This window comes from Agriterribacter sp. (assembly GCF_035497235.1).
Lineage (GTDB): Bacteria > Bacteroidota > Bacteroidia > Chitinophagales > Chitinophagaceae > Agriterribacter.
Genome location: NZ_DATJEB010000013.1, coordinates 319,670 through 342,530, shown reverse-complemented (window position 1 = coordinate 342,530; position 22,861 = coordinate 319,670). Strand labels below are relative to the sequence as shown.

General features: G+C 44.3%; 15 protein-coding genes. 9 read left to right on the top strand and 6 right to left on the bottom strand.

Annotation, left to right across the window (positions count from 1 at the left end; translation table 11 throughout):
• Positions 1 to 136: 136 nt before the first annotated feature.
• Positions 137 to 487: a hypothetical protein gene (locus VL121_RS04365; RefSeq protein ID WP_325402544.1), complete on the bottom strand. Its 351-nt coding sequence runs from the start codon at positions 485 to 487 to the stop codon at positions 137 to 139.
• Between the two features lie 291 nt (positions 488 to 778).
• Here VL121_RS04365 and VL121_RS04360 point away from each other — a divergent pair, with 291 nt between their 5' ends.
• The 3 genes from VL121_RS04360 (at position 779) to VL121_RS04350 (ending at position 6,521) form a co-directional block, all read left to right on the top strand.
• Positions 779 to 4,051 carry a protein O-mannosyl-transferase family gene (locus tag VL121_RS04360; protein WP_325402542.1) on the top strand — a complete coding sequence of 1,091 codons (3,273 nt, stop codon included), beginning with the start codon at positions 779 to 781 and terminating at the stop codon, positions 4,049 to 4,051.
• A 17-nt stretch (positions 4,052 to 4,068) separates the two neighbouring features.
• Positions 4,069 to 6,054, top strand: a complete 1,986-nt coding sequence (locus VL121_RS04355) for an ABC-F family ATP-binding cassette domain-containing protein (protein WP_325402540.1) — start codon at positions 4,069 to 4,071, stop codon at positions 6,052 to 6,054.
• A gap of 197 nt (positions 6,055 to 6,251) precedes the next feature.
• A complete protein-coding gene (locus VL121_RS04350) occupies positions 6,252 to 6,521 on the top strand; it encodes a hypothetical protein (RefSeq protein WP_325402538.1) in 270 nt (89 codons plus the stop codon).
• A gap of 699 nt (positions 6,522 to 7,220) precedes the next feature.
• Here the strand turns inward: VL121_RS04350 and VL121_RS04345 are convergent.
• The gene (locus tag VL121_RS04345; RefSeq protein WP_325402536.1) at positions 7,221 to 9,008 is read right to left on the bottom strand and encodes a MutS-related protein; all 1,788 of its coding nucleotides are present in this window, start codon (positions 9,006 to 9,008) and stop codon (positions 7,221 to 7,223) included.
• Between the two features lie 15 nt (positions 9,009 to 9,023).
• Positions 9,024 to 9,182: a hypothetical protein gene (locus VL121_RS04340; protein ID WP_325402534.1), complete on the bottom strand. Its 159-nt coding sequence runs from the start codon at positions 9,180 to 9,182 to the stop codon at positions 9,024 to 9,026.
• Positions 9,183 to 9,220: 38 nt separating this feature from the next.
• Between VL121_RS04340 and VL121_RS04335 the strand changes: the two genes are divergently transcribed.
• Positions 9,221 to 11,938 carry a 4-alpha-glucanotransferase gene (locus VL121_RS04335; RefSeq protein WP_325402531.1) on the top strand — a complete coding sequence of 906 codons (2,718 nt, stop codon included), beginning with the start codon at positions 9,221 to 9,223 and terminating at the stop codon, positions 11,936 to 11,938.
• A 111-nt stretch (positions 11,939 to 12,049) separates the two neighbouring features.
• Entirely contained in the window at positions 12,050 to 13,084 is a 1,035-nt protein-coding gene (locus VL121_RS04330; protein WP_325402529.1) for a dipeptide epimerase, read from the top strand.
• A gap of 49 nt (positions 13,085 to 13,133) precedes the next feature.
• On the opposite strand, the gene VL121_RS04325 is transcribed toward VL121_RS04330, so the two are convergent.
• The 3 genes from VL121_RS04325 to VL121_RS04315 form a co-directional block, all read right to left on the bottom strand.
• Positions 13,134 to 13,730: a 3-keto-disaccharide hydrolase gene (locus tag VL121_RS04325; RefSeq protein WP_325402527.1), complete on the bottom strand. Its 597-nt coding sequence runs from the start codon at positions 13,728 to 13,730 to the stop codon at positions 13,134 to 13,136.
• A 393-nt stretch (positions 13,731 to 14,123) separates the two neighbouring features.
• Positions 14,124 to 15,773 (bottom strand): pyruvate dehydrogenase complex dihydrolipoamide acetyltransferase, encoded by a 1,650-nt coding sequence (locus VL121_RS04320; protein ID WP_325402525.1) that lies wholly within the window; start codon positions 15,771 to 15,773, stop codon positions 14,124 to 14,126.
• A 354-nt stretch (positions 15,774 to 16,127) separates the two neighbouring features.
• Positions 16,128 to 17,963, bottom strand: coding sequence for a DNA polymerase III subunit gamma/tau (locus VL121_RS04315; RefSeq protein ID WP_325402523.1), 1,836 nt, complete (start codon positions 17,961 to 17,963; stop codon positions 16,128 to 16,130).
• A gap of 147 nt (positions 17,964 to 18,110) precedes the next feature.
• Here VL121_RS04315 and glpK point away from each other — a divergent pair, with 147 nt between their 5' ends.
• The 4 genes from glpK (at position 18,111) to VL121_RS04295 (ending at position 22,619) form a co-directional block, all read left to right on the top strand.
• Positions 18,111 to 19,607: a glycerol kinase GlpK gene (gene glpK, locus VL121_RS04310; protein WP_325402521.1), complete on the top strand. Its 1,497-nt coding sequence runs from the start codon at positions 18,111 to 18,113 to the stop codon at positions 19,605 to 19,607.
• A 109-nt stretch (positions 19,608 to 19,716) separates the two neighbouring features.
• Entirely contained in the window at positions 19,717 to 20,076 is a 360-nt protein-coding gene (locus tag VL121_RS04305; RefSeq protein ID WP_325402519.1) for a four helix bundle protein, read from the top strand.
• 46 nt (positions 20,077 to 20,122) lie between these two features.
• Positions 20,123 to 21,682 carry a glycerol-3-phosphate dehydrogenase/oxidase gene (locus tag VL121_RS04300; RefSeq protein ID WP_325402517.1) on the top strand — a complete coding sequence of 520 codons (1,560 nt, stop codon included), beginning with the start codon at positions 20,123 to 20,125 and terminating at the stop codon, positions 21,680 to 21,682.
• A gap of 226 nt (positions 21,683 to 21,908) precedes the next feature.
• On the top strand, positions 21,909 to 22,619 hold the full coding sequence (locus VL121_RS04295) for an MIP/aquaporin family protein (protein ID WP_325402515.1): 711 nt from the start codon (positions 21,909 to 21,911) through the stop codon (positions 22,617 to 22,619).
• The last annotated feature ends 242 nt before the right edge of the window (positions 22,620 to 22,861 follow it).

Genomic DNA, 22,861 nt, shown 5'->3' with positions numbered 1-22,861 from the left:
AATGTTTCAGTTAACGCCATAAACGACAGCGCACAACTTATCAAAAGGTAATAGCAAAAATGTCTTTGCGTGAATGATGAGGTGTTGTGCTATGCTATTGTTATGGGTAAAGAAGATGGCGGCCGGGATAGTGTATTTACACCGTAAAATGTGGAGGTCCGCGAAGCGCGGTATGTTCCGGTGTGTTGGAATGTATGCCGGCAAAAGCAATATGCCGGAACAGGAAACTGCCGCCGGAACTATATTCCGGAAGCGGGTTGTTGAATAGGAATACCTTTTCTACATGAATGCTGCATGCCCAGCAATGCTCTTTTTTGGTGGCAAGATGTGATTTATGCTGGCATATATCTGTTCCCTGGCTATATGTACTGCAAACAACGGTGTTGCCGTGGTTATGAAAAAACTCAAAGGGAAATTGCGTTGCCGAAAAGCTGATCAGCAACAGCAGGGTAACACAGAAGCGATATGACTGAACTAATTTGAGCAACAGGTATTGGTATGAGCAGGCGAAGGTATAAAAAATGAAACAATGATGCAATTTTTAAGTAGTAATGCTGGTAAGATCAAATCGAATGGGCTGTCAGCAGTCAGTAGTCAGCGATCAGCCATGAGCAATTAGCTGAGAGCTGACAGCCGGTAGCAGCCAATTTAAAAAATAGCTCTTACTACTGGCTGCCGGTTTAAAAATGTGATAAGGATAACCAAATTCATTACGGCGGTTTTTGTAGCTTATTAAAATTCGTGTAGGTTTGCCAATCTTATAAAAGACAGTACTAATATGAATTTCAACAAGGTTAATAACATTACCGGATGGATTGTTTGCATCATTGCCTGTGCCGTATATATTTTAACTGCAGAGGCGGGAGGAAGCCTCTGGGATTGCGGTGAATTTGTGAGCAGTTGTTTTAAGCTGCAGGTACCCCATCCCCCGGGAGCCCCGTTATTTGTGATCATTGGGCGTATTTTTATAGTACTACTCGGCGATAACCCGTTAACCGCAGCCAAAGCTGTGAACATCATGAGCGCTTTAGCCAGCGGCTTTACCATATTATTTCTTTTTTGGACCATCACACATTTTACCCGTAAAATATACCAGAAAGCGCATGCCGCGTTAAACGCTGAAAAGGTTTTTACCATTATGGCTGCCGGCGTAGTAGGTGCATTGGCCTTTACTTTCAGCGATTCCATGTGGTATAGCGCCGTAGAGGGTGAAGTATACGCTTTTTCCTCATTCCTGACTGCGCTGGTGTTCTGGATGATGCTTAAATGGGAGCACAATGCCGATGAACCCGGCGCCGACAGGTGGATTGTGCTGCTGTTTTTTGTTATTGGATTATCCATAGGTATTCACCTGCTTAACCTGCTTACTATTCCCGCCATTGTAATGGTGTATTATTTTCGCCGGTATAAAACTACGCCCTGGGGTATTTTCTGGGCTTTTATAGTAGGCTGCATTATTACAGGGTTTGTACAAAAATTTGTAATTCAATATACCATAACCGGCTCGGGAATATTTGACCGCTGGTTTGTAAACGGACTGGGGTTGCCCTTTTTCTCGGGCTTCACCGCTTATTTTGTGTTGCTGGGATTAGTAATCTTAATAGGCATTCGCGGCGCCGATAAGCTGATTAATAATTTCACCGGTTTTGCTATCTGGCTTTCTGTTTTTATTTTCCTGTTTTCGTTTCCTTACATTACCTCTTTCCTGTCTTTCCTGCTGTTTGTAGCGGGTACGGCTTTAGCGGTATATGCCGCTTATCACAGCAGGGTTAAAATCCTGAATTTCCTTAAGCTGGGTTTGTGGTGTTTTGCCTTTATTCTTATTGGTTACTCCACCTATCTTACTACCATGATCCGCTCCGCGGCCAACCCTTCGGTAGATATGTATAATGTAGATAATCCAATGAGCCTGGTAGGTTATGTTGGCCGTGAGCAGTATGGTGATTTTCCGTTGATATACGGACAAACCTTTGCCGCTGATGTAAAAAGAAATCCTGACGGAACGCCAATGGTTAAAGAAAAAGGTTACCGCTGGCAGAAGGGAGATAAGAAGTATATTAATATCGGTAAAAACTTTGAATATGAGTATGAGGCAGAAGACATGATGTTCCTGCCCCGTATATGGGATGCCAGTAACGACCAGGGACACGCCAATTATTACAGGAGCTGGCTGGGATTGGGCAAAGATGAAAAACCCACCTATGTTGATAATGTCCGGTGGGCGGTGGGCTACCAGATAGGATGGATGTACCTGCGTTATTTTGGATGGAATTTCATTGGCAAGCAAAACGACCTGCAGGGTACCGGCAATGTAAGAGACGGTAATACGATTACGGGTATTTCATTTATTGATAACCTGTTCCTGGGCGACCAGTCTACACTGCCCGACAGCATTAAAGATAATAAGGCGAACAATAAATTATTTGCGTTGCCTTTTATATTGGGTCTTATCGGCTTGTTCTTCCATTACCGTCATCACCGCGAAGATTTTTTGGTGAGCTTTTTATTATTCTTCTTTACAGGTTTTGCCATTGTGTTTTACCTCAATGCGGCCGGTCCGCAGCCGCGTGAACGCGATTATGCCTTTGCGGGTTCTTATTACGCCTTTGCCATATGGATTGGTATTGGTGTAATGATGGTGAAGCAATGGTTCGAAAAAGTAGTGAATGCTAAGCTGGCGGGTTATGCCGCCGCGGTAATATGTACCCTTGCCGTTCCCGTTATCATGGGCTTCCAGGAATGGGATGATCATGACAGGAGCAAAAAGGAATTGGCCCGCGACCTGGCAAAAGACTATCTTGAAAGCTGCGCTCCCAACGCCATACTGTTTACGTTTGGCGATAATGATACCTACCCTTTATGGTATGCACAGGAAGTGGAAGGCATTCGCCGTGACATACGGGTGGTGAATTACAGCCTGCTGGGTATTGACTGGTATATTAACCAGATGCGGTACAAGGTAAACGACAGCGATCCTATAGCCTTATTATGGGGTCCCGAAAAAACGGAAGGCGATAAACGCAATGTGGTATATTTTGAGGCTAAGCCCAATATCCCCCAGAACCAATATGTATATCTTGGAGATGTATTAACTAAAATTATTGGCAGCGATGACCCGGCTTATACCCTAACCTATGGCGCAGATAATATCTTCAATACTTTTCCGGTACGAAAATTCAGTGTGCCGGTAGACAGCGCGCTGGTACGTAATAACGGAACAGTAAATGCGGATGATACCCTGGTAGATGAGTTAAGATTTGATTTGCCGCAGGGTAAAACTGCGCTCATGAAAAATGACCTGGCTGTACTGAATGTAATTGCGGCCAACCACTGGCAACGGCCGATCTACTTCACCGCGCCTTTCAGCGAGTTGGGTTTTTCGCAATATTTAAGGGCAGATGGATTAAGTTATCGTTTAGTACCCGTTCAGCCTAAGCAGGATAATGCCACTAATGTAAACACCGGAGTGGCTTATGAAAATATGATGAAAAAATTCGCCTTCGGCAATGCAAATATCCCGGGCGTATATTTTGATGAAGAGAACCGCCGCCATTTATTAACCATACGCCAGGCTTATGCCAATGCCGCTGAAAGCATGGCCAAAGAAGGCAGAAAGGAAGAAGCGCGGAAATTACTGGAGAAAAGCGATAAAGGCATTAATGTGGTTAACATGCCTTATGCAATGGTAAGCCGTGGCAACCAGCAGAATATTGTAGCTATATCGGTAATGGAGGCCGCTTACGAAGCAGAGTATAAAGAATTAGGCGACAGGGTATTGAAGGATATTAAAAAGGATATTGATCAGCAACTGAAGTACTATGCCGCTTTGGGCGGAATGTCGGTGCAGGAAATGACGCAGCATATGCAGGATCCGGAAGGGTTGAGTGCAAAGCAGCGCACCTTGTACAGCGAAATTGATCAAACCTTCAGGGTACAAAATTATCTTGCCTTTATTGAAGGAAAATATAATATACCCGCCATTAACCCCGAAACGCCCGCTGTAATAAAAACAGACAGCCCCGGAGACAACAAAGATTCTATAAAAAAATAAAGTTATTATCAGGAATTATGCTGGCAGGATTGCAGGATGTGACTTTTGAATTTGGCGCAAGAACCATTGTACGGGATGCTACCTGGCATATACAACCCGGCGAACGGATAGGGCTTATTGGTTATAATGGTACAGGAAAATCAACCTTACTAAAAGTATTGGTGGGCGAATACCTCCCTTCTGCAGGATCAGTAGAAAGAGGGAGAGGCGTTAGTATTGGATACCTGCACCAGGATTTGCTGAGTTTTGATACCAACGAATCCATATTGCAGGTTGCCCTCGGCGCCTTCGAAAAAATATTGTTATTAGAAAAAGAAATTGAGCTGTTAGGAAAGCGGCTTGAAAAAGAGCATGAAGATGAAGCCCTGCTCCACGAATATTCGGATAAGCTGCATGAGCTGGAAATGCTGGGCGGGTATAATATTCATCACCAAACGGAAGAAGTATTGCAGGGCTTAGGCTTTGCCAATAATGATCTGCAAAGACCCTATAAAGCGTTTAGCGGGGGATGGCGTATGCGGGTACTGCTGGCTAAAATGATATTGCAGCAGCCCGACCTGCTGCTGTTAGATGAGCCCACCAACCACCTTGATCTTCCTTCTATTGAATGGCTGGAAAAATATTTGCTGCACTACAAAGGATCAGTAGTAATTGTAAGTCACGATAAATACTTCCTGAACCGCATGGTTACCAAGATCGTGGAATTGTACCAGCAGCAACTGCATTTTTACAATGGCAATTTCGACTTTTATGAAACGGAGAAGGAAATGCGGCTGGAATTGCAGCAGCGGGCTTTTGAAAACCAGAAGGAATATATCCGGCAGCAGGAGAGGTTCATAGAACGCTTCCGCGCCAAAGCCACCAAGGCCGCGGCCGCGCAAAGCGCTATGAAACGGCTTGATAAGTTAGACCGGATAGAAGATGTATCTGTTGACCGTCCTGAAATAAAGATCAACTTCCAGTTAGACAAAGTGCCGGGGAAAATCATTTGCACCTTAAAGCATGTCAGCAAAAATTTTGGCAATATTAAAATCGTTGAAAATACATCCGCTGAAATTAACCGTGGCGATAAAATTGCACTGATAGGCGCTAACGGCAAAGGCAAGTCTACGCTGCTCAGAATGATAGCAGGCACAGAGCCATTTACCGGAGAAAGAATATGGGGGCATAATGTGGAAGAAAGCTTTTATGCCCAGCACCAGTTAGAGGCGCTGAATGTACAGCAAACCATTTTGGAAGAAATGAAAAATTGCGGCAGCCAGAAAACCGAACAGGAGTTGAGAACGCTGCTGGGATGCTTTTTATTTAGCGGCGATGATTCGGATAAAAAAATTAAAGTGCTGAGCGGGGGAGAGAAAGCGAGAGTGGCGCTGGCAAAAACGATGGTAAGTAAAGCCAACTTTTTAATCCTGGATGAACCTACCAATCACCTCGATCTGCTTTCCATTGACCTGCTGATAGAGGCGTTGAACCGTTACCAGGGCAGCCTCATCATGGTAAGCCACGACAGGCATTTTATTTCTAAAGCCGCCAACCGCATATGGGAAATAGATAATTACGAGATCAAAGATTTTGCCGGGGGATACGAAGAATGGATGGAATGGAAAGAAAGAAAAAAAACGGAAGCGGCAAAAACAGGTAGCCCTGTTGTAAAGCAGCGGGAGAAAAAGACGGCACAGGAAGAAAAGAAAGTGATGGAAAAACAGCAATCCTCCCCTCCTGCTAAACAAATAGCAAAAGCGCCGATTGATAAAGAATTAAAAAGAGAATTGCAGAAGCAGCAAAAAAACCTGGAGCAGCTCGAAGAAAAAATTGCCACTTTAACCCGGCAAAAAGCCACATTCGAAGCGCAACTGGCTTCTCCTGATATTTATTCTGATAAGAACAAATTCCTCGCTGCCGAATCCGGCTACCAAAAGAACAGCGAAGCGCTTGCCGCCACCAATAAGGAATACGAGCAAACTTTTGAAAAATTACTGGAGCTGGAGGAGAAGAGTAAATAGTGGTAGTAAAAGTTATAGCCTTAGGGTAGTTTCATTAACCACGTATTTAGATATTTTGTAGAAGCATAATTAACGGTATAGTACTGGCGTTATCCGGATACTTCTTTCCAATTGAATTATGGTTATTACAATAATGTTATATAATGGGCCGTTCATATATTTCTTTCATTTAAACTAATCCTTAAAAATTAAAAATTATGAAAAAAATTTTGTTCGGTTTCTTAATTTGCGGTATTGCTCCCGTTTTAGTTTCAAGTTGCAAAAAGGAAAAGAAATTGGATTGCAATAGTGCAGCTAAAAAGGTAGTAGATGCGGCACAGGTTTATGGAACTAATATTAATCCTGCTAACTGTAAGACTTATAAAGCAGCGCTTCAGGAATATTTTGAAACGGATTGTTTTACCGGTTTGGGTGCAGAGGAAAAAGCTGCTTATCAAAGTATGCTAACCAGCCTTACTTGCGATTAATGAATGATTAAAGCTTACACATTTCTATTTCAATTAGAATGAAATATAAAAAGGGCCAATCGTTGAGATTGGCTTTTTGTTTTGTATCAGACTCTAAGCTACTTTCACTTACCTTGCCTTCCCATTTTAAGGATTCAAATACCAAATCTGAAGGAGGCTGACAGCCATGAGCAGTACAAAGCAGGCGTATTCATCCTGTCGTTAGTAGTTAATCGAGGCTGATACCTGAAAGCTGATACCTGATACCTCTCTCAAACACAATACCCTACCATGTTTGTCGTTAATAGTGTACAACCCCGTTTTGAAAACTAATATCCTGTTTACTCCGTATACCCCTCTGGAAACTTCAGCTTAAAAGCATTTGATCCGACCCTGTCATTTTTAACCCTTAAAAAACAGTGTCTATGAAAAAGTTATTTACTACCCAGCATGCAGAAGAAACACAGGTGTATATTATAGCCTGGGCTTTCTTTTCCACCATGACAGTATTTGCCCTGCTGTTTGTTTAAAACGGCAGGTATTCAAATGATTAAGGCGAAGTAGGTATACTCCGCCTTTAATTGTGTGTAGGAAGGTATGAGGTGGCAGTGGTAGAGTAAGAAGTGCGGTCGGTACGCAACGAAGGAGCGTGAGACCGCAGCATATGGATGATGTGGAAATGTAAGAATTTAAAAATGTGGGAAGTGAGTAGTGAATGTCTTATGCATTATCAACAATCCCCATCATCTTCATTAAAAAAGAAGCATTCTTATTCTTGGCCACTCCGCGTTGCAGCTTGTAATCGAAGTGCAGGGTGTCATGTTCTATAATACTTTCAAAACAATAATTGCTGATCACGCCCTTATACGTGTTTTCGAGTGAGGCTAAGCTAAGATCATGGGTTGCAAAAAGGGTAATGCAGTTGTATCGCAGCAGTTGCTGAATGAACTGTTCGGATCCATGGGTTTTGTCTTCCGAATTGGTGCCACGCAGTATTTCATCAATCAGCACCAATGCACGTTTGTTATTTTGCAGGCGCAGTATAATTTGCTGCAGCCGCTTGAGTTCGGCCATAAAATAGGAGGTATGCTCCTGCAGGGAATCATTAACGCGGATAGAGGTTAATATTTCCATAGGCGTAAAAACAAACTCCCCGGCACAAACCGGCGCCCCGCTTTGCGCCAGGATAAGATTAACGCCCAGCGTTCGCAAAAAAGTAGTTTTTCCCGACATATTCGAGCCGGTAACCAATAACAATTTGTTGCTTTTCCCTGTTTCAAAATCATTCGCCACCCGTTTATCGGCCGCAATAAGCGGATGCGCCATTTGCGTGGTACTGATAAAAATGGCTTCACCCGTATGTACTGAAGGATAGGAGAAATGGGGATGGTTGAAGGCAAAGCCTGCCAGCGTATTCAAACATTCTATATCTCCAACCGCATGCAGCCACTGCAAAAAATTATTTTTGTGCCGCTCTTTCCATTGTTCCAGCGCCAGTATGCACTGCATATCATACAATATGAGGCTGTTCAGAAAAATATTGACCAGCAGGTTCAGCCGCTGATCAAAAGAGGAAGAAAGCTTTGCCAGCCCGCGAATAGCACCATGGGCATTTGACGCTGTTTGCCGTAATTGCTGCAATACAGAAGATGAACCGGTTTCAACCGCTGCAAAAGATTTTAAAATACCGGCATACTGATCAAGGATAGATTGCTTTTTGCTGATAAGCTGGTGCTGGCTGTGAATATATTTTGCATAGCGCGCCGTTATCAGCCATGCGGCTGTTACACCTATAGCTATATATAACATTTCGCCGGTAGTGATGTAGTATAAAAAACAGGGGATATTGTACAGGGGCAGTATCCATCGCAGCGTCTGCAGCCACTTTTTTTTGTGGAGGCTTGTTGCCGGCTGCAGCCATGTTTCAATGCTGTGCAGGTTGCCTTCCGCCTCGGCGTGTAATAAGCCCTGCGCGGTAATAAGCTGCCGCTGACCGGCCTGACCTGAAAGTACCTGAACGGCTTCCTGCCGTTGTGTAATAGCGGCTGTATCTAATAAGGGTTGCGCTAACAATTCTGCTAAATATAATTTACCATGCGATGTAGTGCAACGGTTCAGTAAATGAAACAGGGAGTGGGGGCCAAAAATATCAAGGTCTTCCGTATAATCCTTGCCGTTCGCAAAGATGCTTCCGTCATCCATGCGGTTAGGCTCATTGTTGAGCGCACCCAGCTCATTGTTATTAATAAATAATAATTTTTCGATGAGCGCTTTCCGCTCTTTTAACCGCTGTGCGTACATAACCAGCAGCAGAAATAACGCAAATAGCAGCAGGGTGAGGAACAGTAAGCCCGTTAAGCGTTGTGTAAAGAAAAAATAACCCGATAAACCGAAGGCAACAAAACCCAGTAACCGGAACAGGGCCGATCCCGCTATCTTTCTTTTCAAAGACAGTGTAGCCGCTGTATAAAGCAGTACCTTGTTTTCGTAAAATGATTGCGCAGTCATTGGGCAGACCGCTGATTATATAATATCAAGCGCCTTGGCAAAAAAATAAACAACAAAAGGGAGCGTAACGGTAATAAAGTTTCCGGCAAATGCGTATACCAGGAAAAAAACAACTACGGAAAGCAGGAAAAGCAGCCAGTACAGACCGCGGGATTTTTTATTGGCAGTATCCATATCTGATCATTAATTTGCGGCAAATATAATGAGGATTTATGATAAAGATTCATTTTTACATACGCTTCAATACCCGGTTTGGAGAGTCGTTGCAGCTTTCGGGAAATATTCCGCAGTTAGGCAACCTGGTTGCAGCTGACGCCGTTACCATGAACTACCTGAATGAGGAATATTGGAGCTATGTGCTGGAACTCCATACGCCTCCCGCAGATTTACCCGGTGGTATCCGGTACAAATATCTTTTTAAAGATAAAACCGGGAGCGTTACGGAAGAATGGAATGACGATAAAGTGGTAGATATTAAAAAAACGGCCGCCGGAGAAATACACCTGCAGGATACCTGGAACTTTGCCGGGCAGTACGAAAACGTTTTTTTTACTTCTCCCTTCCGGGATGTGCTGTTGCCCCTTGCCCAATCGCCGGTAAAGCCCGCTCCTTATTATGGTAATACCCATGTTTTTAAAGTAAAAGCGCCGCTGCTGCAGCAAGATGAAGTGATTTGCCTGCTGGGAGGAACTGCGGTATTAGGAGAATGGGATACCGCCAGCCCGGTGCGGATGAGCAGGGAAAATAACTGGTGGACAACAAAAGTCAATCTTTCCGGTGTAGCGTTCCCGGTTGCTTATAAGTATGCTGTTTATCATATTAAAACCAAAGCGTTTGTTCGTTATGAAGATGGCGACAACCGTTTGCTGCATGATAACGCAGATAAAAAAAAGCTAACCGTTTTACATGATGGTTTTGTGCATTTTATACATGCTGCCTGGCGGGGAGCAGGCGTAAACATACCCGTATTCAGCCTGAGAAGCAAAAAAAGCCTCGGTGCGGGGGAGTTTACAGATATCAGGTTGCTGGTTGACTGGGCTAAAAAAACCGGTATGCGTATGATACAACTCTTACCCGTGAATGATACAACGGCTACGCGTACCTGGAAAGACTCTTATCCCTACAATGCTATTTCCGCCTTTGCATTACATCCCTTATACCTTAATGTGGAGATGGTGGCCCGGAAGGAAGACGCGCGGATCATACATGCGCTGGGGAAAAAAAGAGAGCAGTTAAACGACCTGACGGAAATAGATTATGAAGAAGTGATGCGGTATAAATGGGAGATCATTAAAGAACTGTACCAGGCACAAAAAATGGAATTCTTTAAACAGGAAGCATACAGGCAGTTTATGGAAGACAACCGCCATTGGTTAATTCCTTACGCGGCGTACAGTTACCTGCGGGATAAATACAATACATCCAAATACACGGCATGGAAACAGTACAGCAACTACGATAAAAAGGCGGTAGAAAAGTTGTCGGCCGCTTCTCAAAAGCATTTTGACGGGATAGGCATCTATTATTTCATACAGTTCCATCTCCATGTGCAGTTAAAAGAGGCTACCGGTTACGCACATGCGAACGGGGTAATTGTAAAAGGCGATCTGCCTATTGGTGTAAACCGGTATAGCTGCGATGCCTGGATGGAGCCCGAACTGTTTCATATGGATATGCAGGCCGGCGCCCCGCCTGATGACTTTGCGGTAAAGGGGCAAAACTGGGGCTTCCCAACCTATAACTGGGAACGTATGCGGCAGGATGGGTACGAATGGTGGCACAGGCGGTTTAAGCAGATGAGCAATTACTTTGACGCTTTTCGTGTTGATCATGTGCTGGGCTTTTTCAGGATTTGGAGTATTCCCGACCATGCCGTAGAAGGCATAATGGGGCGTTTTGTGCCGGCTATTCCTGTTGCCGCGGCAACATTTTCCGGGAGGGGGATAGTTTTCAACTACAGCCGGTTTTGCGAACCTTATATTACCGATGCGGTATTGTATGAATTACTGGGGGAAAACAGGAACATGGTTAAAGATTTTCTTGAATTACGCCAGGATGGCTCCTATGCGCTTAAGCCCTCCTTTTCAACCCAGCGTAAAGTAGAGGCTTATTTTTCGTCTCTGGAAATAAATGAAGAAAATATATGGCTTCAATCGGCATTGTACGACTTGATTTCCAATGTAATTCTTTTTGAAGAAGAGGGATCGCGGCAACAGCAGTTTCATTTCAGAATAGCCATAGAAAATACCATTTCATTTCGCCACTTAGACAGTTATACGCAGCATCAACTGAAAGTATTGTATATTGACTACTTCTTTCACAGGCAGGAGGAGGTTTGGGCAACGCAGGCCATGCATAAGCTACCTGCGCTCAAAAAATCAACCAATATGCTGGTTTGCGGCGAAGACCTGGGTATGGTGCCGCGTTGTGTACCCGAAATTATGCGGCAACTGGGTATACTAAGTCTTGAAATTCAGCGCATGCCCAAGCAGGAGGGGGCGGAGTTTTTCAATCCCGCTAATGCGCCCCGGTTATCTGTTGTTACGCCATCAACGCACGACATGAGCACCATACGGTCATGGTGGGAAGAGAACAGGGAAGAAACGCAACGTTTTTTCAATAACGAAATGCAGCATCCCGGGCTGGCGCCTTATTATTGTGAGCCGTGGATCAACAAAGCTGTCATTATCCAGCATTTATATTCGCCGGCCATGTGGAGCGTTTTTTTATTGCAGGACCTGATGGGCATTGATGGAAAGATACGAAGAGAGAACCCGGCAGAGGAGCGTATTAATGTGCCGGCTATTCCCCGGTATTACTGGCGCTACCGCATGCATATTACCTTAGAGCAGCTTTTAAAAGAAAACGATTTTAATAACGAACTGATCAGTTATATACATTCAAGCGGCAGGGCAGGTGCGGGATTTTAAATTTATTTAGATTTTCACACAAAGCGCGCAAAGGGGTAACGGGCGCAAAGAAAGATTCGGATCCTGTTTTGAGTTTGAAACCATAAACCATAAACTCCCAAACTTCTTCATATGGCTATCAAAATACAATACCGGCATAATAATTTAAAATTCAGGCACCCCTTCACCATTTCCAAAGGTACAAAAACGCACCAGCCTTCACTGCTGGTGGAGCTGAACTTCAATGGCATTAAAGGCTATGGAGAAGCGCCGGCAATAACCTATTATGATATAACAGTGGAAAAAATGATAGCGGATATTGAGCGAAAAAAACCATTCATCGAAAAATTTTCTTTTACTCACCCCGACCGTTACTGGCATTACCTGCATCACCTTTTTCCGGCTAACCCCTTTCTGGTAGCTGCTTTAGACATTGCCGCCTGGGATATTTACGGCAAATTAAAAAAGCAGCCGCTTTATCAATTGTGGAACACAGCCATTTCTGCGGCGCCAGTAACGGATTATACCATTGGCATAGATTTCATTGAAAAAATGCTGGAGAAGATGGAGGAAAAGCCCTGGCCGGTATATAAAATAAAATTAGGCACCAAAGAAGATATTGCCATCATGGAAGCATTACGCAAACATTCTGATGCAGTGTTCAGGGTGGATGCCAATGCGGGATGGACAGTGGAAGAAGCTTTGGATATATTGCCGGTACTGCAGCAACTGAATGTAGAACTGGTGGAACAGCCTTTAGCTAAGCACAATTGGGAGGGCATGAAATTACTGTATGAACAGTCGCCATTGCCATTGTTCGCTGATGAGAGCTGCGTAGGAGAAGCGGATGTAAAAAAATGCCAGGGCTATTTTCACGGCATTAATATTAAGCTCACCAAATGCAGCGGCATTACACCTGCATTGCGGATGATTGCCGAAGCAAAGCAACTGGGCATGAAGATCATGTTGGGCAGCATGAATGAAAGTACGGCAGGTACTGCGGCTATTGTTCATTTATCGCCACAGGCAGATTATATAGATGCCGATGGCCCTTTGCTGCTGGAGGAAGATATAGCCTTGGGGTTGCATTACGATTTTGGAAAAATAACGCCAACAGAAAATCCGGGGCTGGGGATAGATGTGGGAAATGGGGGAAGTGAAAAGTGAGAGGTGAGAAGGACAGTTCACCACTGCCCACTCACCACTCACCTCTGTTTTACAGTTCCTTAATCTTAATATTTTTCCACCTTACTTTTATGCCGCCGCCATCGTGAATCTGCAGGGCGATAAAACCTTCTCCCTTGCCAATTTTTTCGTCTTTCAGGGTAATCATTTCATGACCGTTCACCCAGGTGGTTACTTCATCGCCCACTACCCTTAAACGGTAGGTGTTCCATTTGCCGTATTTAAGAAACTTATCTTTTTCCGCTTCAGGCTTAATCAGCCAGCCGCGTCCGTACGATTCGTAAATACCGCCGGTATTGCTGCCGGGAGGCGCTACTTCGGCCTGCCAGCCACTGATTTTTACGCCATCAATGGTAGAACGGAAAAAGATGCCGCTGTTTCCTTCCGCTTCCTGTTTGAACTGCAGGGTAAGATCAAAATTCTTATAATTTTTATCGGTAGACAAATAGCCGTAAGCTTTGTCGGGCCCGCTTTCACAAATCAGCTCTCCCTTTTCTACGTACCATTTTTCGGTACCATTGATCGTCCATCCCGAAAGATCTTTGCCGTTAAAAATAGAAACGGCTTTTTGTGCAAATAATGCAGTGCTGAGTATACCCGCAGTCAGCAATAAAAAAATCTTTTTCAAATTAATTTATAATTTATAATGATGAATATAATGCCAAAAATAAATCAATACTTCGTTTATCTCATTCTGTTACTACCGATCATCTCAAATCTGAAATTAGGATTAAGTACGTAAATCGCATATCCTTATAAAAAAGAGCTTACCCTTTACTTTTTATCTCTTTAGTAAAAAGAAGCTCAAGCACGGATGAGGATACAACACATCCGTGCACACGCCATGATTTAGCTGTGGTACTACTGTATTTTCAGCTATTTATCCCTGATAAATATGCAAAGAACTTGTATTATTGTTACCCTATCTATTGTTCCAGCCTGCTATCACTCAACACAAAAAGTTAAGCACTATACGCTTTGCGATTCATCTGGTCTGGATTCTATCTCAAATTTCAAATCTCTACACCAGCATGGTAACCGGGTTCTCTAAGTATTTTTTAAACGTTTGTAAAAATGCGGCGCCTACAGCCCCATCCACACTCCTGTGGTCGCAGCTCAATGTTATTTTCATGATGTTGCTTACCCCAAACCCGTCCCCCTTTTTCACTACGGTTTCTTTGATACGGCCCACAGCCATGATCGCGCTGTCTGGCGGATTGATAATAGCCGTAAACTCATCAATATCCATCATGCCCAGGTTAGAAATGGTAAACGTGTTACCGCTAAACTCGTTGGGTTGTAATTTTTTATTGCGTGCCCTGCCACTCAGTTCTTTGCTTTCCGCGGCAATCTGGCTCAGCGATTTCTGATCTGCAAAACGCACTACCGGCACAATGAGTCCGTCTTCAATGGCCACCGCTATACCCACATGAATGTGATGCCATTGCCGAATGGTTTCGTTCATCCAGCTACTGTTTACCGCCGGGTGCCGGCGCAAAGCCATAGCAGCGGCTTTTACCACCATATCATTAAAGCTAATCTTTACCGGGCTTACTTCATTCATCTGTGTACGGGCAGCCATTGCATTATCCATTACAATTTCCATGGTAAGATAAAAATGCGGCGCAACGAACTTGCTTTCGCTCAGGCGGCGCGCAATTACCTTACGCATCTGGTTCAGGCTAATGTCGGTATATCCTTCTGTTCCGGGGGCGGCTGTAAAAGCAGGCACGGCCACAGCAGCAGGAGCCGTTGCAGCTTTAGCAGCAACGGGTGTATAGTTGTCAATATCTTTTTTAATGATCCTTCCGCCATCGCCGCTGCCCTGTACTAATTTCAGGTCAACACCTTTATCCTTCGCAACTTTTTTGGCTAATGGCGATGCTTTAATTCTCCCGTCTTCACTGGCTTCCGGGGTGGTTATTGCCGCCTGTTGCGGAGTGGCAGCAGTTGCCGGAACCTGCTCCCTGCCGGAAGCGCCGGTGGCCTGCTGCGCATCCCGGGGGCTGCTTAAGGAAGCCACCAGTCCGCTTACATCTGTTCCTTCTTTGCCGATAATGGCAATCACATCATTTACTTTCGCGGCTTCTCCTTCGGGAGTACCCACGTATAATAAAGTGCCATCCGTATAGCCCACCACTTCCATGGTAGCTTTATCGGTTTCCACATCGGCAAGGTTATCATCACTTTTCACCTTGTCGCCCACTTTCTTATTCCATTGCACAATTCTTCCTTCCGTCATGGTATCGCTCAGTAAGGGCATGCGTATAACGGTAACGCCTAACTGCTCGGCAGTTACTGCGGGAACATTTTTTTGGGGAGCTTCGGCCTTAGGCGTGCCATTGGCAGGCGGAACTTTTTCGGGCTGAGGCCCCGCTTCCTTTTGAGGAGCTGTGGCAGCGGCGTCACTCAAGGCGGCTTTATAATCTTCCCCCTCCTTTCCAATCACGGCAATTACTTCTTCTACCTTTACACTTTTTCCTTTCTCAACGCCTATATATAATATGGTGCCCTCGTTATAGCTTTCCAGCTCCATAGTGGCTTTGTCTGTTTCAACTTCGGCCAACAGATCGCCGGGTTTAACTTTATCGCCTACTTTTTTATGCCATTCCACGATCACTCCTTCTGTCATGGTATCGCTCATTCGTGGCATTTTAATAACTTCAGCCATACTATATATGAAATTTAAGTTTAAGATGTGTTTGGAAGGTCGAAATTAAGGCAAAAAGCGCAAATGAAATGAGCTATACTCATTTTTATCATTAACCGTGGTGAAGGCGTAGAGTATTTGTTATAAGCTTTCGGCTATCAGCAAAGTGCTGGCAACTACCGGGAATTTTATAAGTTGCCTGCAATTAGTTTTTAAATGGCATATTTGGTTTTTTGCCACAGATGAGGTCCGGTAATCTATTTCATGCTTTATTACGGTATGAGCAACACCAATCATTGCTATACCCTTTCTTAAATCAAGGTATAAAAGAAAACCAGTCTCCGGATCAGAAGAAAATGCCCCTATCTCAAATCTTCAATAGTCCAACTCTAACTTTAGGCGCTCTTTTAACTCCTTCACCATCGGGTATTGTTCAATCATTTTCAGGTATTGCTCGCGGCTGCTCAATGGCCGCTCCTGCGGTGTGCCGCTGTCTGTGGCTTCCGCTATATGAATGGCATAGGAAAGAGAACGGTTATTGTAAAAAGATTGCAGGTGTTCTATTAAAGTTCCCCGTTCCTGTTCAATAAATTTTTGCTGGATATTGCTTTCCACCACTATCTCAAAACTATGGTTATCCGTTATCCTTAACTGCGCCAGTTTAAAATTGGTAACCGCGGAATGGTTTTTTTGTTCCACCAGTTTATCAATATACCTGCTCCAGGCTTCCTTAAGGTTTTCCCCTGTTAAAGACAGCGTTGTATTATTAGCCTGTGTTTGTTTTTGAGCTATTTGTTTGCGTATTTTAGATAAGGCGCCAAGTGTTGGCGTGGTGGTGGCGGATATTTCTGCCACTGCTGTACCCGTGACCGGTTTGCCGGATTGGGTAACCGGTTGTGCCGCCTTCCGGCTGTATGGCGTTTCTTCCTCTTCTACCAGGCTGCTTTCAATTATTAGTTTGGCATCCATTGCCTGCTGGTTTTTTTTTAAAGCGGCAGCAGTACCCGCGGCAGGAGACTGTTCTGCTATTGCAGGTCTTATATTTTTAAAAGCTACCGGTTTAACTGCATCAGTTGCTTTTTTTTTAATAACGCCGGCTTCATTTACCAGTTCCACAGCCTGGCTCAGGTAGGTAAGTTTAATGAGTGTAAGCTCTGCATGCAGCTTTTTATTCCGCGCTCCTTTATAATTGATCTCCGCTTCATTCAGTATATTCAGCGCGCTGATGAGCCATGCGGGGGATACTTTTTGAGCCGTTGCCACATACCTGTCTTTAAAGCTGTCTACAACCTCCAGCAGTCCCGCTATTTTTTCGTCTCTGCACACCAGCAGGTTCCGTACAAATTCGGCAAAGCCATTCAGTACCAGGTCGCCTTCAAATCCCTTTCTGTTAATGTCATCGTATAACAGCAGGGTAGTGGCCAAATCCTGATCCAGCATGGCTTCTATTAGTTTAAAGTAATAGTCGGCATCTAATATATTCAGGTGTTCTAATGTGTTTTTGTAGCTGAGTTCACCATTGGTAAAACTCACTATTTTATCTAAAATACTGAGCGCGTCCCGCATGCAGCCCTCGCTTTTTTGGGCAATTACCTGCAGCGCGGCTTTATCGGATGTTATTTTTTCTTTATCACATATTTCCTGCAAATGTTCAACGGTATCATTGGGGGTGATTCTTTTAAAGTCGAATATCTGGCAGCGCGATAAAATAGTAGGAAGTATTTTATGTTTTTCGGTGGTAGCTAAAATAAAAATAGCATAGGGTGGGGGCTCTTCTAATGTTTTCAAAAATGCATTAAAAGCCGAGGCGCTCAGCATATGCACCTCATCAATAATGTATACCTTGTATTTTCCGGCCTGCGGAGAAAAGCGCACCTGCTCTGTGAGCGTTCGGATATCATCTACAGAGTTGTTGCTTGCCGCGTCTAATTCATGAATGTTAAGGGAAGCGCCATCATTAAAAGAGGTGCAGGAATCGCAAACATTACAGGCTTCGCCATCTGCCTGCATATTTTCACAGTTAATGGTTTTTGCCAGAATACGGGCGCAGGTGGTTTTACCTACTCCCCTTGGCCCGCAAAACAAAAAAGCATGTGCCAGTTGCTTGTTTTTAATAGCATTCTTTAAGGTGGTGGTAATATGAGACTGGCCCACCACGGTATTAAAAGTTTGCGGGCGGTATTTACGCGCCGATACTATAAAATTATCCATGCCCCTGATTCCGTTTATGCAAATGTAAGGGAATGTAAGAAATGTGAGGGGTAGGGAGAGTGGTAAGTAAGGGGTGAGTGGTGAGTTACAACAAACAACAAATCCAAATGTCTATTTTTCTTTACCTTCAAACCAAAAGATTGTTTCATGCCAAAATATATTCTTGCTTTAGACCAGGGCACTACCAGTTCCCGTGCCATTATATTCAACCATAGCGGTTCGGTTATTTCAGTAGCGCAAAAAGAGTTCAGACAAATATTCCCTCAGCCCGGCTGGGTGGAGCATGATCCCAGTGAAATATGGAGCACACAGTTAGGCGTAGCCGCAGAAGCCATCAGTAAAGCCGGGTTAACAACGGAAAATATAGCCGCCATTGGTATAACCAATCAAAGGGAAACTACCGTTGTATGGGAAAGAGCTACCGGCAGGCCTGTATATAATGCCATAGTATGGCAGGACAGGCGTACCGCGGCTTTTTGCGATGAACTGAAGGCTAAAGGAACCGATAAATTGATTAAAGAAAAAACAGGATTGATCTTAGACGCCTATTTTTCGGCTACCAAAGTAAAATGGATTTTAGATAATGTGGAAGGCGCAAGAGAAAAAGCGGGCAAAGGGGAACTTTGCTTTGGTACCATTGATACCTGGCTGATATGGAACCTCACTAAAGGGCAAATACATGCAACCGATGTGTCTAATGCATCGCGTACCATGCTGCTTAACATTCATACCCTGCAATGGGACGGGGAGTTGGAAAAAATATTTGATGTGCCCGGCAATATGCTTCCCCGGGTAAAAAGCAGCAGCGAAGTATACGGAGAAACGCAGAATATATTAACGGCGCATAAAATACCGATTGCAGGCATAGCCGGCGATCAGCAGTCGGCGCTGTTCGGGCAAATGTGCACACAGCCCGGCATGGTAAAAAACACGTATGGCACAGGATGCTTTATGCTGATGAATACGGGTGAAAAAGCTGTGCCATCACAAAATAATTTACTTACCACTGTAGCCTGGAAGGTAAATGGCATTACCCATTATGCATTGGAAGGGAGTGTGTTTATTGCAGGCGCAGTAGTACAGTGGCTGCGCGATGGTTTGGAGATCATTAAATCTTCCGGGGAGGTGGAACCTCTGGCGTTAAAAGTAACCGGCAGCGATGGCGTGTACGTGGTTCCGGCTTTTGCAGGTCTCGGCGCGCCGCACTGGAACCAGCATGCCAGGGGTACCATTGTGGGCATGACAAGGGGAACCACCTCAGCACATTTAGCCAGGGCAGCTATTGAAAGCATCGCCTATCAAACCATGGATGTGTTGAAAGCAATGGAAGCCGATTCGGGCATTGCCATTAAGGAGTTGCGGGTAGATGGCGGCGCAACCGCTAATAACTTACTCATGCAGTTCCAGAGCGATATGCTGAATACCAAAGTTATTCGCCCGCGCATTATTGAAACTACCGCGTTGGGCGCCGCTTATTTGGCCGGACTGGCTGTAGGGTACTGGAAAAATATGGAAGAAATTCAAAAGCAATGGCAGGTAGACAGGATTTTTGAGCCTGGCATGAAAGAAGAGGAGAGAAGCCAGTTATCAAAAGGGTGGCAAAGAGCGGTGAAAGCCACAAAAGTTTGGGCGGAGGGGGAGTAAGTGTGAGTGGTTAGTAGTGAGTAGTGAGTGTCTTATCCTGGACCTTTGCGTGGGATTTTGAAATAATATCAAAATCAACGTTTTTATTTTTCATCATAATATTTAACCTATGTTTTTACAATTAGCACACACCAAACTTAATGTATTTCATTATTCAAAGTCTTTAGCTTTGGAAAGTTACCGGATAACAAAATTGTTTCCTCAGGAAGAACGGTTTGCTATATCTCAGCAAACAAGAAGAGCCGCATTGTCTGTACACTTGAATATTGCCGAAGGTGCTTCCCGGAAATCAGCGGCTGAAAGAAAAAGATATTTTGAAATAGCAAGAGGATCTGTGATCGAAGTAGACGCTGCCATCGGCATAAGTTTTGAGCTTCACTATGTAGATTTACAGCAATTAAAGCCACTTGAACAATTGATTTTGCAATCTTTTAAAACATTAACAGGATTGATTAACCATGTTTCCTGATCAGTCACCACTCACCACTGACTACTCACTCCCATAAATAACAACAATGCAAAGAGGCGAATTGATTACCAGGCTGGATACGGAAACGGAATGGGATATTATTATCATAGGCGGTGGCGCTACGGGTTTAGGCGCTGCCGCGGATGCTTCCTCGCGGGGGTATAAAACATTATTGCTTGAACGTTTTGATTTTGCCAAAGGCACTTCCAGCAGGGCTACCAAATTAGTGCATGGCGGCGTTCGTTATTTGGCGCAGGGCAATATTAAATTGGTGATGGAAGCGCTGCATGAAAGAGGATTACTGTTAAAAAACGCGCCGCATCTTACCCGCATTCAGCCTTTTATATTACCGGCCTACTCGTGGTGGCAAAAATGGTACTATGGTATTGGGTTAAAGATATATGACCTTATGTCGGGGAAATTAAGCATTGGAAAAACCAGAATGTTATCTTCTAAAACCATATTACAGTATTCACCCGCTGTAGTGCAGACGGGGCTTAGCGGCGGTATATTATACTATGATGGACAGTTTGATGATGCCCGCCTGGCGCTTAACCTTGCACAAACTGCAGTGGAAGCGGGAGGAACAGTATTGAATTATATGGAAGTGTTTGATGTGCGTAAAGAAAACGGAAAGAGCAAAGGCGTATACGCGGAAGATACCCTTACCGGAAAGGAATACGAAATAAAAAGCAAAGCTGTTATTAATGCAACGGGTGTGTTTACAGATGATGTTTTACAGATGGATGATGACATGCAGCACAACATGGTATCTCCCTCACAGGGGATACACCTGGTGGTAGACAAAAAATTCTTTCCCGGCGATTATGCCATGATGATACCTAAAACGGATGATGGCAGGGTATTGTTTGCTGTGCCCTGGCATAATAAAGTAATTATTGGCACTACCGACACACCCGTAGCGGAAGCCTCATTTGAGCCCCGTCCTTTGGAAGCGGAAATTGAGTTTATTTTCAGGAACGTAAATCGTTACCTGAGTTCAGGCATTACAAGAACGGATGTAAAAGCAGTATTTGCGGGCTTACGTCCGCTGGTGAAAGCACCTGGACAAAAAAATACAGCGCTTATGCCGAGAGATCATACCATTATTGTGTCGCAGAGTAACCTGGTTACTATTACCGGTGGTAAATGGACCACCTACCGTAAGATGGCTAAGGTGGCGGTAGATAATGCGCTGTTTGTAGGAAAGCTGGAACGCAGACGCTGTGTAACCGGTTCATTGCATATACATGGCTGGTGCAAAGCGGTGAACAATGCTGATCCTTTGCATTATTATGGAACAGATGCGGAAGAAATAAAGCAACTGGCGGAGCAAAATACAGCATGGGGAGAGCAACTGCACAACGCTTTTCCATATATTAAAGCACAGGTAATTTGGGCGGTGCGCAACGAAATGGCCATGACGGTGGAGGATGTGCTGGCAAGAAGGATAAGAATGCTTTTTTTAGATGCGCATGCAGCCTTGCAAGCCGCTCCCGCAGTAGCAAAGCTGATGGCGGAAGAGATGGGCAGGGATGAAGCCTGGCAGCAGGATCAGCTAAAAGATTTTACTGTATTGGCGGAGGGGTATTTGTTGACAATTTGAGATTTCTGATTTAAAATTTGAAATTGATTGACTATTCATTTCGAATTTTGGACTTCCGGCTTCTGATCTGCCACGGGCGGGTTTTAATTTTACCATTTGAACTTTGTTTGTTTTTTATTATTTGATGCTTGATGCTTTCTCCTTCGGATTTCAAAACTTAGTATTCGGGTTTTATCAAATTTTATTTATTTTCCCTGAATTATTCATAAAAACCAATTGCCTGCATATGTCTCCATTCCTGGCCGAAATTACCGGAACAGCTTTACTGATTATATTAGGTGGCGGCGTGGTTGCCAACGTGGTATTAGATAAAACAAAAGGCAATAACGGGGGATTGATAGCCATAACTTTTGGATGGGCAATAGCGGTGTTTACGGGTGTATACGCCACAGCGGCGGCCAGCGGGGGGCATTTAAATCCCGCCGTAACTATTGGCCTGGCGGTGGAAGGCAGTTTCAACTGGGCGCTGGTACCTTCATATATACTGGCGCAGTTCACAGGGGCTATGCTTGGGGCGGTAATTGTATGGTTGTCCTATCGCCAGCATTTTGATGATACACAGGATGCCAACGCCAAGCTGGCTGTATTTTGTACGGCGCCGGCCATACGCAGTGTAGTGCATAACATCATTACCGAACTGGTGGGCACTTTTGTGCTGGTATTAGGCGCCTTGTTACTGGCAAAGCCGGAAATGAAGCTGGGCGCCTTAGATGCTTTACCCATTGCATTACTGGTACTGGGTATAGGCTTGAGCTTAGGTGGGCCAACAGGTTATGCCATTAACCCCGCACGCGATCTGGGTCCGCGTATTATACATGCTTTACTGCCTATTAAAAATAAACGCGACAGCGACTGGAGCTATGCCTGGGTACCGGTAGTAGGGCCTATTTTGGGTGGCGTGCTGGCAGCGCTGGTTTTTAGATTTGTGCTGAAGTAGGTGCGTGGTGCAAAACAAAAAGTATTTTTCCTTAGGCAAAAAGCTGATCAGCAAAATTCAATATTTTGCTTCTATGCGAATTCCTTAATTGCTGATACGCGATTTATGTAACAGCGCTTCAACTAAAATAAGGTTTTTATGAACTGAAAAGGCAACTAACCAATCATTAAAATAAACGCATCGTAAGTTTAACTGGCTAAAGGTATAATTATTACACAATTTTATAAGGAGGGGATGGTGCA

Bases quoted from the DNA above. Each gene is read 5' to 3' on its own strand.
- VL121_RS04330 (WP_325402529.1), top strand. From the start codon at position 12,050: ATGGCTATCAAAATACAATACCGGCATAATAATTTAAAATTCAGGCAC.
- VL121_RS04300 (WP_325402517.1), top strand. From the start codon at position 20,123: ATGCAAAGAGGCGAATTGATTACCAGGCTGGATACGGAAACGGAATGG.
- VL121_RS04315 (WP_325402523.1), bottom strand. From the start codon at position 17,963: ATGGATAATTTTATAGTATCGGCGCGTAAATACCGCCCGCAAACTTTT.
- VL121_RS04295 (WP_325402515.1), top strand. From the start codon at position 21,909: ATGTCTCCATTCCTGGCCGAAATTACCGGAACAGCTTTACTGATTATA.
- VL121_RS04320 (WP_325402525.1), bottom strand. From the start codon at position 15,773: ATGGCTGAAGTTATTAAAATGCCACGAATGAGCGATACCATGACAGAA.
- VL121_RS04350 (WP_325402538.1), top strand. From the start codon at position 6,252: ATGAAAAAAATTTTGTTCGGTTTCTTAATTTGCGGTATTGCTCCCGTT.
- VL121_RS04345 (WP_325402536.1), bottom strand. From the start codon at position 9,008: ATGACTGCGCAATCATTTTACGAAAACAAGGTACTGCTTTATACAGCG.
- VL121_RS04360 (WP_325402542.1), top strand. From the start codon at position 779: ATGAATTTCAACAAGGTTAATAACATTACCGGATGGATTGTTTGCATC.
- VL121_RS04335 (WP_325402531.1), top strand. From the start codon at position 9,221: ATGATAAAGATTCATTTTTACATACGCTTCAATACCCGGTTTGGAGAG.
- glpK (WP_325402521.1), top strand. From the start codon at position 18,111: ATGCCAAAATATATTCTTGCTTTAGACCAGGGCACTACCAGTTCCCGT.
- VL121_RS04355 (WP_325402540.1), top strand. From the start codon at position 4,069: ATGCTGGCAGGATTGCAGGATGTGACTTTTGAATTTGGCGCAAGAACC.
- VL121_RS04340 (WP_325402534.1), bottom strand. From the start codon at position 9,182: ATGGATACTGCCAATAAAAAATCCCGCGGTCTGTACTGGCTGCTTTTC.
- VL121_RS04305 (WP_325402519.1), top strand. From the start codon at position 19,717: ATGTTTTTACAATTAGCACACACCAAACTTAATGTATTTCATTATTCA.